This is a genomic window from Haematomicrobium sanguinis DSM 21259 (assembly GCF_000688395.1).
Taxonomy (GTDB): Bacteria; Actinomycetota; Actinomycetes; order Actinomycetales; family Micrococcaceae; genus Haematomicrobium; species Haematomicrobium sanguinis.
Map to the genome: position 1 here is coordinate 23,408 of NZ_JIAG01000015.1, position 14,395 is coordinate 37,802.

Consider the following 14,395-nt stretch of genomic DNA (forward strand, 5'->3'; position numbering starts at 1 on the left):
GAATTCAACGCAGATTAGCCGACTGCAACGGCGACAACGGGAGCGAGCAAACCGGCCAGGATGCCGCCGATGACCGGTCCCACTACCGGCACCCAGGCGTAGCTCCAGTCGCTCGAGCCCTTGCCCTTGATCGGCAAGAGTGCGTGTGCGATGCGCGGCCCCAAGTCACGTGCCGGGTTGATCGCGTAACCGGTCGGGCCGCCAAGGGATGCACCGATACCGACAACCAACAGCGCCACGGCCAAAGGTCCGAGCCCCGAGGGCGTCCCGGCGAAAAGCAGCACCACGAACACGAGCACGAAGGTTGCGATGACCTCGGTGACCACGTTCCAGCCATAGGAACGCACGGCAGGACCGGTCGAAAACACGGCCAGCTTCGCTTCCGGGTTCTCGGTGGCGTCAAACTGCTTTTTGTAGGCGAGCCAGGCGAGGGTCGCCCCGATGAATGCGCCAAGGAATTGCCCGGCGAAATAGACCATCATCGACACAAAGTCGATCGGTATTCCGGGCACAAACTCCGTTCCGCCGGTGACTCCGGCGTTGACTGCAATACCAATGGTGACTGCGGGGTTCAGGTGCGCACCCGAATTGACCGCCACATAAACACCGGCGAAAACGCCAAGACCCCAGCCAAAGTTGATCAGGAGCCAGCCTCCGTCAAACCCTTTGCTCGTGACGAGTAGCACATTGGCCACCACGCCGGCTCCGAGCAGAATCAGCATCGCTGTGCCGAACGTCTCGGAGACGAAAATATCCCAGAGTGTCATCTTCCTTGATTCCTCTTTCTTTATAGGTGCGCCTCAATGCGCTGTGTGGTGGAGAAGGTGCCCCAGTCCCGGTTTCCCAGCACCGATCCGCGTTAGCTTGCGATCAGGCTCGGTACCCGGACCTGGTGCCCTTCCTCCAAAACGGTGAGGGTGCGAACGATCTCCCTCTCTTGTTCATCCTTGTCCCAGCCGAGCTCTCCGGCAAGGATTTCGGCAATTTCACTGACGAGTTCTTGGGAGACAAGTCCGCGGAACGCCAGCGAGGTGCGCCGAATGAGAACATCTTCAATGTGTGCCACCTGCTCGCGCGCCACCAGGTAGCTCAACTCCGCCGTGCTCAACTCATGGGTCGAGGAAAGCAGACGGTCCTCGTGACTGCTCAGCCACGCGATGACCTCATCGGCCCGCGTGCCGTAGCGCTTGAGCAAGCCGGCAACCCGTGCCTCGCTCAGGGTGCCGGTACTACGCGAGGCGACCCATTCTTTCTGCTCGACCGGGGTGGCAGGGAAGCCGCGCCCGCCCCCGATAGCCACGCCACTCGTCGTCGTACTTCTGTTGAGCCCGAGCGCCGCAAGCGCCTCATTGGCCACATGCTCGCTGAGCGCGCGGAAGGTGGTCCACTTGCCGCCGACCAGGGACATCACGGTTTGGCCGGCGCTTTCGCGCTTTTCAATCCGGTAATCGCGCGAGACGAAGCCCGGTTGCGTGTCGTCGTGACGCGGCAGCGGGCGGACGCCGGAGAAACGGTAGACGATGTCCTCGCGGGTGACGCGGATCGCTGGGAAGACGTGGTGGATCAGGTCGAAGAAGTAGTCGACTTCCTCCTCGGTGCACACCGCCGGGGTGTCCATGTCCGCGTCAATGTCCGTGGTGCCGACCAGGATGCGATCGCCCATCGGGTAAATCAGCACGATGCGCCCGTCGGAATGCTCAAAGAAAATTTCGCGGCCGCGCGTTGCGGCGAGCAGTTCGGGGTGATCAAGCACAATGTGGCTGCCCTTGGTACCGCCCATGAAGCGGCTCGCCGAACCCATCGCGCCGTTGGTCTGATCGACCCACGCGCCGGTCATGTTGATCACCACGGGCGCCTCGAAGTCGAACACATCGCCGGTCACCTCATCCCGCAGGATCACCTTGGTGCCCTGATGTCCGACGGCGCTCACATAGTTGGACGCGCGGGCTGCGGTATGTGCCGCGAGCCCGTCCTTCAAAACATCCAGGGTGAGGCGTTCGGGATCGTGGACCGAGGCGTCGAAGTAGGTGGCGACGTATTTGACGTCCTCGCGCAGCTGCGGGAATTGCGCTTTGGCCTTCTTGGCGCCCATGAACTGGTGGCGCGGGACAGTCTTGCCGCCGCGGGAGAAGAAGTCGTAAATGGTGAGGCCGGCCTTGATCAGGAAGGCGCCGCGTTCGGTGGGTTTTCCGCTCTTGTGGGTCAGGAAACGCAACGGGGCGGAGAGGATGCCGGAGAACGTGGAGAAGATGGGGATGCTGGTTTGCAACGGCTTGACGTAGTGCGGAGCGATTTTGAGCAGACCGTTGCGCTCTTCGACCGATTCCTTGACGAGGCGGAATTCGCCGTTTTCCAGATAGCGGATGCCGCCGTGGATCATGTGCGAGGACGCGCCGGATGCGCCTTGGCAGTAATCGCCGCGCTCCACGAGGGCAACATTCACGCCCTGCATCGCGAGGTCGCGGAAGGTCCCGACGCCGTTAATGCCGCCGCCGATAATGAGCACGTCCGCCTTCGGGTTGGCCTTGAGTGCGGCGACTTCGGAGCGGGGTTGTTCGCTGCGGGTGGGCGCGGCGGCGTTGGCGGTGCCGTGCGTGGCGGTGCCTGATGCAGCGGAGCTGGCGGCGTTGGCGGTGCTGGTGGCGTCTTTGCGTGCGGCGGTCACGGGTACATCCTTGTTGCTCTCGGGTATCGAGTTGTCGGGATGCCCATCGCTGGATCGGGCTCCCAAGGACTATTCTGGTGAGAGTTGAGAAATACCGTCAATGCTCATGCACATATGTGCAGAAATGGGGTCGGAAAGATGCCAAAAGAGGCATATTTGGCCGGGTCGGGCTCGGATTTTGCACAGATGTCGCAGGATCGACGCACGCACAATGCCTTGCGGGCGGCGCAAATGTACTACCTGCAGGACATGACGATGAATGCGATTGCGCGGGAGTTGCGGGTGTCGCGATCCAGCGTGTCGAGGTTGTTGTCGCTGGCCCGCGGCACCGGCCTGGTGGAAATCCGCGTCAATAATCCCTTAGAGCGGGCGCCGTTGCTGGAGCAGCGCATCAACGAAATTTTCGGTGTGGACGCGCACGTGGTGCCGATTGCGGCGACGGCCAATCCCACCGAGGTGCTTGAAAGCGTGGCGATTCAGGCTGCCCGCACCATTGGGCCCTTGATCAGTTCCGATTCGGTGATCGGTGTGGCCTGGGGCTCCACGATCCACGCGGTGAGCCGGCACTTGAATCGGAAGCCCACTCAGGGGTGTACCGTGGTGCAGCTCAATGGCGCCGGAAACACGCAGACGAGCGGCATTTCCTACGCCACCGACATTTTGCACCGGTTTTCCGAGGCATACGGGGCGCGTGCAGAGCAATTTCCCGTACCTGCGTTCTTCGACAACCCGGAAACCAAGACCGCGATGTGGAAGGAACGGAGCGTGCGGCGCATTTTGGATCTGCAGGACAATATGTCGATCGCCATCTTCGGGGTTGGATCGACGGACTCACGGGTGCCCTCACATGTGTATGCCGGCGGATATCTGGAAGAAAAGGATTTGGCGGTCCTGAACCGGGAAGGGGCCGTCGGCGATGTGGCGACGAAATTCTTCCGGGCCGACGGCTCCAGTGACGGAATCTCAATCAATGACCGCTCGACCGGCCCCAATGCGAAACGGTTACAGCGCGTGCCGCAACGCGTGTGCGTGGTTTCCGGCGACACCAAGGTGCCTGGCTTGCGCGGTGCTCTGGCCGGGGGCATGGTGACCGATCTCATTCTGGATGAGGTCACGGCGGCGCAACTCATTGGCGGGGCGGCTCACGCCTAGTTCCTCGATAGACTGAATCTCATGTATCCCGAACGCACTCCCGACCGTGTCCTGACGCTCCGCTTCCGCGACACATCGCAACGGATGTGGGAATTCCTGCCGGTCGAGGGCGAGCGAGGAATCATTGGCGGGGCGCTGGAGTCAGACGCGCCCGAAGCCGAGGAGCCCCGCACAATCTTCGTGGTGCACGGTTTCCGTGGCAACCATCACGGACTGGACCGGCTCATCGCAGCGCTCCCTCAGTACCGAATACTGATCCCGGATCTGCCCGGCTTTGGCGAGTCCGAGCCGTTTGACGGCCCGCATGACGTGCAGTCCTATGTCGACTTTGTGCTCTGGTGCGCAGACAACCTCGATCTCGGAGCGAACCCGGTCTTGCTCGGGCACTCGTTCGGTTCCATTGTGGCTGCCCACGCGATTGCCCGCGGCGATGAACACCCCTTTTCGGCATTGGTGCTTCTGAACCCGATCAGCGAGCCACCGTTGCGCAGCCGCAACGCGGTGGGTGCGCGCGCCGCGCAACTGTATTACTGGCTGGGCGCCAAACTACCGGAATCCGCGGGCATGTCGCTGCTGAGCAATCCGGGCATCGTGCGAATCATGAGCATCATGATGGCCAAGACCCGGAACCCCGATTTGCGCCGCTACATTCATGGGCAGCATGCGCAATATTTTTCTGACTTCGCCAACCGACAGGTGGTACTGGAATCTTTTAACGCGTCGGTCAGTCATGACGTCAGCGAGGTTGCCGGCGAGCTCAACATCCCCACTCTCCTCATTGCCGGTGATAAGGATGATCTCGGCTCGGTGGAGACCCAAAAGGCGCTCGCTGGCAACATCGCCGAATCAACGCTTCGCATCATTTCCGGCGCCGGCCACTTGGTGCATTACGAAACGCCCATGCTCGCCGCCGTGATGATCGATGAGTTCCTGGACGCTCCGCAACAGGGCGCAACCCACATGGAGGGCCACGCCACCCGATGAAAATCGTCTACGATGCGCGCTTCACCCGTTTCGATTTCCCAGACGGCCTGACCCGCTATGGCGCCAGCATCATGGCCGAGCTCGCCAAAATCGCCGACGTCACGATGCTCATTAACGACGAGCGGCAACTCGATCTCCTCCCCGATCGACCCTGGGTCAAGGTGAATGCGCCCACCTCCATCTCTGAGCTATGGGTTGCCCGGAAGATCAATGAGCTCACGCCGGATGTGGTGGTGTCCCCGCTGCAAACGATGGGTTCCTGGGGCCGCGACTACGCCCTGATCCTGACATGCCAAGACCTGACCTATTACCAGTTCCCACAGGCCCCCGGTTTCTTGCCGAAGCCGGTCCAGTGGCTCTGGTTTTTGTACCACCAGATGTATTGGCCACAGCGCATCCTGCTGAACCGGCCGGAGATTGTCGCGACGATTTCCCGTACCACGGAACGGCTGATGCGCAAGCACCGCTTCACGAAGAAACCCATCCGTTTGGTGTCCAACGCGCCGCAACCGGCGAAGCCGCGCGATTCGGACGCGGGTCATGATATGAGCCTCGTGTACATGGGCTCGTTTATGCCCTACAAGAATGCGGAAACCATTATGCGCGCCGCTTCCCTGCTCCCCGAGTTCACGATTCACCTGCTCTCCGGGATACGCCCGGAACGCGAAGCCGAATTGCGGGCATTAGCGCCGGAGGCAACGAATGTGGTCTTCCACCGCGGAGTGACAGATCAGGAATATGACACCTTGCTCCGCCGCGCCACCGCGCTCGTCACGCTTTCTAAGTCTGAAGGTTTCGGCTTGCCCCTCATTGAAGCGATGCAGGTGGGCACCCCGGTGATCGCTTCAGACATCGAGATATTCCGCGAGGTCGGCGCTGACGCGGTGCGCTTTGTTCCGGCCGAGGATCATGAGGCTTTTGCCCGCGCGGCGAAGGAATTGAAGAACGACGGCGAGTGGCTGGCTTCCAGCCAGCGCGGACTTGTGCGGGCCAAGGCATATTCCTGGCGCGATTCGGCGGCAGCGTTGCGCAGTGCGGCTGGCGAGGCGCTCGCACTGCGCTCTCAGCGCAGAGCGGCCAAAAGAAGGTGACCTAGCTCAGTTCCGGGTGACGAGCGCTACCCACTCTTCCGAGGGGATGGGCAGTTCAAGGTCGTCTGGCAGTTCTTTCAGCGGTGCATCGTAGGTGGCAATCGTGATGATCTCATCCGCAGTGAACGGACCGTCCACCGGCGCCGCTGAAAGAGTTTCTTGCAACTTGACGAGGTCGCTTGCCTTGATGATTTCTGCCTGCTCCCCAGTGAACGGCTCGTCAACAGGCAAGCCAAAAGTTTCGTCCGAGTTGTGATCAACTGCCATTTTATGCCTTTCAGATCCGTGCCGGTGCCCACATCTGCGGGGCACTTCTCAAAACCTTAGTGTGAACTCCGCCGGCACGCTAGATCCTCAATAAATGACACGGGAGTCACAGGCCGTCGGTACTGTCCATGACGATCTTGACGCGATCTTCCGCGTCGCGTGCCGTGGGCGCCAGGTCAATGCGCCGCTGGCGCAGTGCGTGCGCAACGTCAGCGGCTATCCCATAGGAGTAAAGAACGACGGCCCGGTGATTTCCGCCACCCGCGTGTGGTTCAGCGGCGCTGGTCACGAACACCTGGGCGGATTCGGGGAGTTGCAAACCGTTCATGAATGCCGACACGGACTTTTGGGTGCCGGTCACAGTGGCGACCCTGCGGATCGGCGGCATACCGACTTCGCGAGCCTCCTCGAGTTCGCGTTCTGCCGCGCCGACCGGGGCCCATCGCACCAGGAAGCTTGCCGGGTGTTGGTGGCTCGACACCACAACGGCTTCTCCCCCGTCGTGCTGTGGTCTCGCGCGGATTGCGGCGTTGAACCAGTTCCGGACAACTTGTGCTTGCGCGTCCAGCGCGGTCCGTGAAAGAGACTTGTCGCCGTCGAGAAGCACTACCGCCGCGTAACCGGCCTCGCACTCCGGTTCGGCGCCCGGGGTCGCAATAACAATCGCCGGATCATCGCCAACCGCATCGATAATGTGTGTGCCTGCGGACTCCAGCACTCGCGCCTCGGGGAAGGACCGTGCGAGCTCTTGCGCCGTACGCGCAGACCCGACGGTGGTCAGGCGCACCGTATCATTGCCGCACTCGGGGCAATCGAACGGATCGGCAACCCAACCGCACGCCGGGCACTCGGGCTTGAGACCTTCGCCGCGGAGCACCAACGAGGTTCCGCACTTTTCACAGAGAGCCGCGCTGCGGCAACGTGTGCACGCCAACGCGGGGGCATAACCGCGACGCGCCACCTGAACCAGTACCGGCCCTCGCTCTAGCCCGTTCTTGATGGCAAGCCAGGCGCGGTGCGGTAGTCGCGACAAACGTGCCAGCGGATCGCGTTCCTGCTCAAAGTCATCCGCCGTCGAGACGACTTGGGGCGTGCCAGCACGGATTTCCTCTCGCGACGGCGCGAGCTCGCGCAACCACCCGTTGTCCACGAGCCGTTGCACTTGAACAGAGCGGCTCGGCCCCGTGAAGAGCAGGTCGGTATCGTCAAGTTGGGAGCGTAAGAGCGCGACTTCGCGCGCATGAAAATAGGGCGCCCTCGGGTCCGTGAAGGAGGGGTCTTCGTCATCAAAAACGCCAATGAACGCGACATTTCGGCACGGCGCGAACAGTGCCGAGCGGGTCCCCAAAATAACCCTGGCCTCGCCGTGCAACACCCGCAAGAACTCGCGGTAGCGCAGGGTGGGGCCGTCGTCACTGGAAAGCACCGCAATGTCCGCAGGGTCTAGCCCTCGCTCGGCGGCGAGCTCCGCCGCCCGTTCCTTGAGGACATCCAGATCGCGCGCGTCCGGAACCACAACAATCGCGGCACCCTTGGCGCCAACGGCATCGAGAGCCCGGACCAAAAGCTGATCAAACCGCAGCCGCGAGTTCCCCGTCGGGTTCAGCGTAATCGTCGCGCCGCGCTGCGGTGACCGCGCCGTCGGCGCATCCAGTTCCGGAACATCCAGAAATTCCTGATCGACCCGGGCAACCCGCGGCACCACTGCGCTGCGCAACACATCGGAGAGCACCCCCACGTACCGGTCCGCGACGGCGCGCGCGAGCCGATACACCTCTGGGGTCAACACCGGCTGGGGCGAGACGACCTTGCGAATGTCCTGAACCTTCACACCGGGCTCGGGCGATGCTACCCGCTCGATAATGTAGCCAAACATCGCACGTCCGCCGAAGACCACTTTCACCCGGACGCCAGGTTGCGCCTCGGCATCCAGGTCATCTGGAACGGAGTAGTCGTAGAGCTTGTCCAGCGCCGGGACGGGAGTGTCGAGGGCAACGCGCGCGATCGGTAACGACGCACTACTCACGGAAGGAGGCTCACTCGGTGTCTCTTGAGGTGCCTGATCGAAGAGCGCGTCTCCCCCGCCGTTCATGGGCACACGCTACGCGCCGAAGTATGCGCGCAGTTCATCCACCTTGTTGGTCTGTTCCCAGGTAAAGGTGTCGCCCTCGCGGCCAAAGTGCCCATGCGCCGCCGTCTTCTGATAGATCGGCCGCTTCAAATCCAGGGCGTTAATGATGCCGAGGGGCCGCAAGTCGAAGACCGCCTCGACGGCTTCGCTAATCTTGGCCGGATCCACGGTATGCGTGCCGAAGGTCTCCACATAAATCCCGACCGGGCGAGCCACACCGATCGCGTAGGCGACCTGAATTTCGGCGCGCTTCGCTAATCCTGCGGCGACCACATTCTTCGCGACCCAGCGCATCGCGTACGCGGCCGAGCGGTCCACCTTCGACGGGTCTTTCCCGCTAAAGGCGCCGCCGCCGTGCCGGGCCATACCGCCATAGGTATCGACAATGATCTTCCGTCCGGTCAATCCCGCATCACCCACCGGGCCGCCAATAATGAACGCACCCCCGGGGTTCAAAATGTGCTTCATGCCGGAGGTGTCCAGTCCCGACTTCTCCATCACCGGTGCCACGACCTGTTCTGCCAGGTCGGAGCGCAACTCCTCCAGGTCTACACCTGCCATGTGTTGGGAGGACACCACCACGGTGTCCACCGACACCGGGACGTCGCCGTCATATCCGACGGTGACCTGTGTCTTTCCATCGGGCAAGAGGTAGGGCAAGGTCCCGTTTTGCCGCACCTCGGTCAGCCGCTCGGAGAGCCTGTGCGCCAAGAAGATCGGGGTCGGCATGAGCGAGGGCGTCTCATCGCTGGCGTAGCCAAACATGATGCCTTGATCGCCCGCGCCCTGCGCGTCATACGGGTCGACGTTGCGACCTTCGCGCACTTCCAGCGAATTGAACACACCGTCAAAAATTTCCGGGCTCTGCTGGCCGATGGACACCGAGACGCCGCAACGTGCCCCGTCAAAACCGTTGGCCGAGGAGTCATAGCCGATATCCAAAATGGTTTGCCGCACTATCTGCGGAATCTCGACGTAGCCTTCTGTCGTCACCTCGCCGGCGACATGGACCAGTCCAGTCGTGGTGAGGGTTTCGACGGCGACCCGGGATTCCGGATCCGCCTCAAGCATCGCGTCCAGAATGGCATCGCTGATTTGGTCGCAAATCTTGTCGGGGTGGCCCTCGGTCACGGACTCGGAGGTGAATTTGCGCAAGTGTGAATTAGTGGGGTTTTCGGTCACCGTCTCACTCTATAACTTCGCTAGGACATTGACCGAAGCCATGTTGCGCTAGGTTCCCGTGATTTATCTCTCGCGCCCCGAGACGGCTTCGGCGACCCGAGCGAGTACCGCCCGCGCCACGTCCGTCTTGCTACCGGAGACCGCCTCCGGTTCGGCGTCCTTGCTCAACAGCAGCACGGCGTTGGCGTCCTCGCCGAACACCTTCCCGTGGTCAACCTCGTTCAGCACCATCAAGTCGGCGCCTTTTGCCTCGAGCTTCGCCTGCCCATACTCAAGCGCAGAGCCGCGATCGTCACCGGTTTCGGCGGCAAAGCCGACAATGTACTGTCCTTCTCCGCCCGGGCGCGTCGCCCCCAGCTCGGCGAGAATGTCGGGGTTGCGCACCAGGGTGATGACCGGGTCCGCCTCATCGCCGCGTTTCTTCATTTTTGTGGCGGCGACCTCTTGCGGCCGGTAGTCGGCGACGGCCGCGGCCATAATAACGACGTCGGAGCTCGCCGCTTGCTCGAGGGTCACCTCGCGCATTCCCAGCGCAGATTCCACCTGGATCACTTCGACGCCGGTGGGTGCCGGGACATCCAAATGCGCGGCCACGAGGGTTACCTGGGCGCCCAGGTCGCGGGCGGCAGCCGCCAACGCCACCCCTTGTTTCCCCGAAGAACGGTTCCCTAAAAATCGCACCGGATCCAACGGCTCGCGCGTCCCTCCGGCGGTGACCAGCACGGATTTTCCGCTCAAGGCGAGCGGATGCGAAGGCGAGCTTTCTGCGCTTGAGGAGGCATCGCCGTCGTGCATTTGTGATAGCTGGAAGGCGGGAAGTTCACGGATAAATGCGTAGATGTCGCCCGGCTCGGGGAGGCGACCCGCGCCCGTGTCGGTGCCGGTGAGTCGGCCCACTGCTGGGTCCATCACGGCGACTCCGCGCTCACGCAACACGGCGACGTTGTCCTGGGTGGCCGGGTGCTCCCACATTTCGGTGTGCATGGCCGGGATCATCACGAGCTTGTCTGCCGCCATCAACATGGTGGCGCCGAGCAGATCGCTAGCCAGGCCCAGACGGGCTTTGGCGAGCAGGTCGGCGGTCGCGGGCGCGACGATCACGAGGTCGGCCTCGTGCCCGAGGCGCACATGGGCCACCTCATCCACGTCATCGAAGACGGAGGAGGTGACCTTGTGGTGGCTGAGCGCCTCCCAGGTGGCCGCCCCGACAAATTCCAGCGAGGCGCTCGTCGGGATGACGCGCACGTCATGGCCATCCTCGGTGAGAAGGCGAAGCAGGGAGGCAACCTTGTAGGCGGCGATCCCGGCGCCCACCCCGAGGATGATGTTCATGGTTGGGTGCTGTTACTCGGCGGCGCTCAGCTGCGGTTCCGGCTTGCTCGGGGTGCAGGTGAGCATACCTTCGTTGATTTCGCGTAGCGCGATCGAGAGCGCCTTTTCATTCAGGCGGGTGTCCACGAGCGGGCCGACGTACTCGAAAAGGCCCTCGTGCAGTTGCGCGTAGTAGGCGTTGATCTGACGGGCGCGCTTGGCGCTGTAAATGACCAGGGCGTACTTGGAATCGGTTTCCTTCAACAGGGAATCGATCGGCGGATTGATGATGCCTTCAAGCTGTACGGACACTAATTCTCCAAAGTTGTGCGGGCGTTCGGTGCCGCAACGGGGTGCGGGGTGATGCCCATGATTGAAACAAGCTCGGCCGAGGCGCGTTCAACGGTGTCATTGATGACGGTGAAATCGAACTCCGATTCGGCAGCGAGTTCTATTTTAGCGGTTTCTAGCCGTCTTTGCTGTTCCTCGGCGCTTTCTGTGCCGCGTCCCACAAGCCGGTGCACCAATTCTTCCCAGCTGGGCGGTGCGAGAAACACAAAATGCGCTTCCGGCATGGCCTCTTTCACTTGGCGTGCGCCCTGCAAGTCGATTTCCAGGAGCACCTTTTTGCCCTCCTGGAGGGCTCGCTCCACGGTGGCCCGAATGGTGCCGTACCGGTTGCGACCGTGCACCACGGCCCACTCCAGCATTTGTCCGCTCGCGACGAGTTCGTCGAAGCGTTCGGGACCGACAAAATAGTAGTGCACGCCGTCGATTTCGCCCGGGCGCGGGTCGCGGGTGGTGGCCGAGACGCTCAGCCACACCTCCGGGTAGTTATCCCTGATGAACGTGGAAACTGTGCCTTTGCCGACCGCTGTGGGGCCGGCCAAAACCGTCAGTTTCGTGTCGCTCACGCGTGGACCTCATTCTTTGCGTTTGGGGGATGAATGCCGATCCACATAATCTACCAAAGCGCGCTTTTGGTTGACGCCGAGCCCGCGGATCCTGCGGGTGGGTGCGATCTTGATTTCTTCCATGATGCCCAGGGCGCGCTTTTCGCCAATGCCGGGCAGGCAGCGGAGCAGATCCATGACCTTGAGGCGGCCGATGGACTCGCGTTCGGCGTCTTCATTGACAATCCTCGCGATGCTGAGAGTGCCGGCTCGCAACTGTTCCTTCACCTCGGCTCTCTCAGCACGAGCAATCGCTGCCTTGGCTCTGGCCGCTTTTCGTTGATCTTCTGTTAGCGGTTTCACACGCACGGGCCTCTTCCTATGGTGCAGGCACCACAAGTGGGGGAATCGCTTAACCTACCCTGAACCTACTACTTAGGCCGGATAATTATCAATGATCAATGTGTTGTTGCGGCGCTCTTGGGCCTTCCCTTTTCTTATTCTTGTGGCACATGGAGTCGTCAGAGTCTTCATTGTGCCCAGATACTGACGGAAGTAGACGGCGGGTTAGAGCTCAAGCTTGGCCGCTAGCTGATCTGAAATGAGAACCTGACAGGGTAGTTGGCTTATTTGGTCTGCGTTAATTGCGATCCTCCGCAGCCGTGCCGTTTGGGCATACTCTTCCCATGGAAAATCGGCGGGATCCGGCGCGTCTGCCTTAACGATCGTCAAGACTTCAGCGACGAAATCCGGAGTCGACTGTTTCCACGACACGGGGCGCTGGTACCCATGCTTGAAAAAAGACAGACCGCGGTCCATGTCGAGTCGGATAAGGGAGCGGTCAGCGAGGCGTAGGTATTGCGTAATCTTGATGTTCATTGATGGCCTGCGTGCATGACGGACGGGGTCATCAAGGTCGCACTCAATGACCAGACCCGTCACAGCTAAGTCACCAACAGTAAAAGGCAATCGCTCCACCTGCTCAGCGTGCAAAGACGCACCGCCGAGTGGAACGTAATCAACTTCGCTTTCACCAATCATGTTGGCGAACAGTACAGATCTTTTTGGGGTCCATCGTCCCAGCCAAATGGGTCATAAAAATCGGTCAATGCGGTGTCAACTCTACCCCGCCAGCCGACCATCCTTGAACTCGCGCATGTCTTGTGCGGTGTTGCCCAACGCCCCGTGCCCGAGCCTGGATATACACCTTTCACAGTACGAGTATCTTGAGTTATCCAAACACATCCTAAACTGCCGCACCCGAGAGCTTGCAGTTCCACAGTCACTGTTCCAGTTGCAGGGCAGTTGCCTCCGTCTCGTACCCAATAACCGTGAACGGATGCTTCCCCATTAGTCACGTGCGGATAGTCAGCGACGCCTCGCCAGTCGCAGCCCCACCACGACCACAGCGGAGTTAAGGATGGGGTCGAATTCTGGTCGGAAGCGCTGACATTTTCAGCCTCGTATCCGAAACTGCTCTTCGCCTCGGATACCGAAACATAACGGAAATCTGGACTATTCGCGACCCTGCCTGAAACCAACTGCGGTTCCATGTCTGCCGTCGGAGCCACATTTTCTGGACTCGCCGAAGCTACCCCTGGAAAGACGGTGAGTCCCGAGAAGAGTAAGAAAGCTAGCCCCGCCCTCTACGCCATTGTTGCGCGCATAATTTCGTCCTTCCGTGAGGGAACTTACCCATTGTGGTGTCACAGTTGCACGGATCGCAATATCTGACAAGACACTTCAAAGCACTTTAAGGTCCGTGAGTCACTTTCAAGGGAACTTTTACTCGAGTTGTACTTCGGTACCACGGGGCAGGAAATCAGTCTGTGACAGCGACATCGGCGGTAGTTTGGGCATGTCGGGCGGCGCGCTCGAGGGCGGCGGCGTCCGGGCCGGCGCGCAAAATGTCGCGGCTGGAGGAGACCAGCACGCGGTCCGCGTTGGCGCCGAACACCTGCTTGATGCTCGCCATGTCCGCACCCTGCGCCCCAAAACCGGGTGCCAAAATGATCCCGTTGAAACGCGTCAGGTCAATGTTCAGATCCGTGAGTGCAGTGCCAATGGTCGCGCCAATAACGACGCCGATGCTCCCCACCCGGGGGATGTCACCGTGCGTGGTGGTTGGCTGGGCGAGGAATTTCTCGTTCGCCTCGCTCACCTCATCCATCACGCGTGCGGCTACGGAGCGGGGCGCGCCAACGTGTTGGACGCTCTGGCCCTCCGGATTGGAGGTCAGCGCGAGCACAAACACCCCGCGCCGTGTTTCTTCGGCGAGGGCAATCGCGGGGCCCAGCGCACCGACGCCGAGGTAGGTGGACAGGGTGACCGAGTCGGCGGCGAGCGGCGAATCGTCGCTCAGCCACGCGGCGGCGTAGCCCTCCATGGTGGAGCCGATGTCCCCGCGCTTGGCGTCCGCGATCGTGAGCACATCCCGTTCCCGAGCTTCTTTCAGGAGCTCTTCCAAGACCGCGAAGCCGCGCGAACCGAAACGCTCATAGAGCGCGACCTGCGGTTTGATCGCAGCGCACACCGGGCCAACAGCCTCCAATACGCGCAGACTGAACTCGCGGGCGCCCTCGGCGGTGTCCGGCAGGCCCCACTGATCCAACAGGTTCGCGTGCGGGTCGATCCCGACGCACAGCGGACCGCGCTCCTCCATGCGTTGCAGAAGCCGTTCGCCAAACGGCGGGAAATTCGTCACCTGAAGTACCTCCGG

Annotated in this window: 14 protein-coding genes; 3 read left to right on the plus strand and 11 right to left on the minus strand. The window is 61.6% G+C overall.

The annotated features are described in order from the left end of the window. Window positions 1-14 precede the first annotated feature (14 nt). Window positions 15-767 (minus strand): MIP/aquaporin family protein, encoded by a 753-nt coding sequence (locus tag O148_RS0112395; protein ID WP_026531177.1) that lies wholly within the window; start codon window positions 765-767, stop codon window positions 15-17. Window positions 768-859: 92 nt separating this feature from the next. Further along, a complete protein-coding gene (locus tag O148_RS16465; RefSeq protein ID WP_084157302.1) occupies window positions 860-2,665 on the minus strand; it encodes a glycerol-3-phosphate dehydrogenase/oxidase in 1,806 nt (601 codons plus the stop codon). Window positions 2,666-2,851: 186 nt separating this feature from the next. Here O148_RS16465 and O148_RS0112405 point away from each other — a divergent pair, with 186 nt between their 5' ends. From O148_RS0112405 to O148_RS0112415, 3 genes are read left to right on the plus strand one after another with little or no spacing between them, the layout of a single operon-like run. Continuing rightward, on the plus strand, window positions 2,852-3,817 hold the full coding sequence (locus O148_RS0112405) for a sugar-binding transcriptional regulator (protein ID WP_026531178.1): 966 nt from the start codon (window positions 2,852-2,854) through the stop codon (window positions 3,815-3,817). A 21-nt stretch (window positions 3,818-3,838) separates the two neighbouring features. Then, a complete protein-coding gene (locus tag O148_RS16470) occupies window positions 3,839-4,801 on the plus strand; it encodes an alpha/beta fold hydrolase (RefSeq protein ID WP_051620181.1) in 963 nt (320 codons plus the stop codon). Beyond that, window positions 4,798-5,892: a glycosyltransferase family 4 protein gene (locus O148_RS0112415; RefSeq protein ID WP_026531179.1), complete on the plus strand. Its 1,095-nt coding sequence runs from the start codon at window positions 4,798-4,800 to the stop codon at window positions 5,890-5,892. The genes O148_RS16470 and O148_RS0112415 overlap by 4 nt, the downstream gene beginning before the upstream one ends. Before the next feature lie 6 nt (window positions 5,893-5,898). Here the strand turns inward: O148_RS0112415 and O148_RS0112420 are convergent, their stop codons facing one another. From O148_RS0112420 to pyrF, 9 genes are all read right to left on the minus strand, one after another. After that, the gene (locus O148_RS0112420) at window positions 5,899-6,159 is read right to left on the minus strand and encodes a class III extradiol ring-cleavage dioxygenase family protein (protein WP_026531180.1); all 261 of its coding nucleotides are present in this window, start codon (window positions 6,157-6,159) and stop codon (window positions 5,899-5,901) included. Window positions 6,160-6,265: 106 nt separating this feature from the next. Next, entirely contained in the window at window positions 6,266-8,185 is a 1,920-nt protein-coding gene (locus O148_RS16475; RefSeq protein ID WP_075204366.1) for a primosomal protein N' family DNA-binding protein, read from the minus strand. A 75-nt stretch (window positions 8,186-8,260) separates the two neighbouring features. Beyond that, complete coding sequence (metK, locus tag O148_RS0112430; RefSeq protein WP_026531181.1) at window positions 8,261-9,472, minus strand: methionine adenosyltransferase; 1,212 nt, start codon at window positions 9,470-9,472, stop codon at window positions 8,261-8,263. Window positions 9,473-9,535: 63 nt separating this feature from the next. Then, on the minus strand, window positions 9,536-10,804 hold the full coding sequence (gene coaBC, locus O148_RS0112435) for a bifunctional phosphopantothenoylcysteine decarboxylase/phosphopantothenate--cysteine ligase CoaBC (RefSeq protein ID WP_026531182.1): 1,269 nt from the start codon (window positions 10,802-10,804) through the stop codon (window positions 9,536-9,538). Between the two features lie 12 nt (window positions 10,805-10,816). Beyond that, on the minus strand, window positions 10,817-11,095 hold the full coding sequence (gene rpoZ / locus O148_RS0112440; protein ID WP_026531183.1) for a DNA-directed RNA polymerase subunit omega: 279 nt from the start codon (window positions 11,093-11,095) through the stop codon (window positions 10,817-10,819). Continuing rightward, a complete protein-coding gene (gene gmk / locus O148_RS0112445) occupies window positions 11,095-11,697 on the minus strand; it encodes a guanylate kinase (RefSeq protein ID WP_026531184.1) in 603 nt (200 codons plus the stop codon). Before gmk ends, rpoZ begins: the two co-directional genes overlap by 1 nt. Before the next feature lie 9 nt (window positions 11,698-11,706). Then, window positions 11,707-12,045, minus strand: a complete 339-nt coding sequence (gene mihF, locus O148_RS0112450; protein WP_026531185.1) for an integration host factor, actinobacterial type — start codon at window positions 12,043-12,045, stop codon at window positions 11,707-11,709. A gap of 198 nt (window positions 12,046-12,243) precedes the next feature. Beyond that, the gene (locus O148_RS0112455; RefSeq protein ID WP_026531186.1) at window positions 12,244-12,717 is read right to left on the minus strand and encodes a hypothetical protein; all 474 of its coding nucleotides are present in this window, start codon (window positions 12,715-12,717) and stop codon (window positions 12,244-12,246) included. Between the two features lie 781 nt (window positions 12,718-13,498). Then, complete coding sequence (gene pyrF, locus O148_RS0112460; RefSeq protein WP_026531187.1) at window positions 13,499-14,380, minus strand: orotidine-5'-phosphate decarboxylase; 882 nt, start codon at window positions 14,378-14,380, stop codon at window positions 13,499-13,501. Window positions 14,381-14,395: the final 15 nt, after the last annotated feature.

Excerpts from the sequence above, each read along its gene's own strand:
- O148_RS0112395 (WP_026531177.1), bottom strand. The coding sequence starts at position 767 with ATGACACTCTGGGATATTTTCGTCTCCGAGACGTTCGGCACAGCGATG.
- O148_RS0112405 (WP_026531178.1), top strand. The coding sequence starts at position 2,852 with ATGTCGCAGGATCGACGCACGCACAATGCCTTGCGGGCGGCGCAAATG.
- O148_RS16470 (WP_051620181.1), top strand. The coding sequence starts at position 3,839 with ATGTATCCCGAACGCACTCCCGACCGTGTCCTGACGCTCCGCTTCCGC.
- O148_RS0112415 (WP_026531179.1), top strand. The coding sequence starts at position 4,798 with ATGAAAATCGTCTACGATGCGCGCTTCACCCGTTTCGATTTCCCAGAC.
- O148_RS0112420 (WP_026531180.1), bottom strand. The coding sequence starts at position 6,159 with ATGGCAGTTGATCACAACTCGGACGAAACTTTTGGCTTGCCTGTTGAC.
- coaBC (WP_026531182.1), bottom strand. The coding sequence starts at position 10,804 with ATGAACATCATCCTCGGGGTGGGCGCCGGGATCGCCGCCTACAAGGTT.
- O148_RS0112455 (WP_026531186.1), bottom strand. The coding sequence starts at position 12,717 with ATGATTGGTGAAAGCGAAGTTGATTACGTTCCACTCGGCGGTGCGTCT.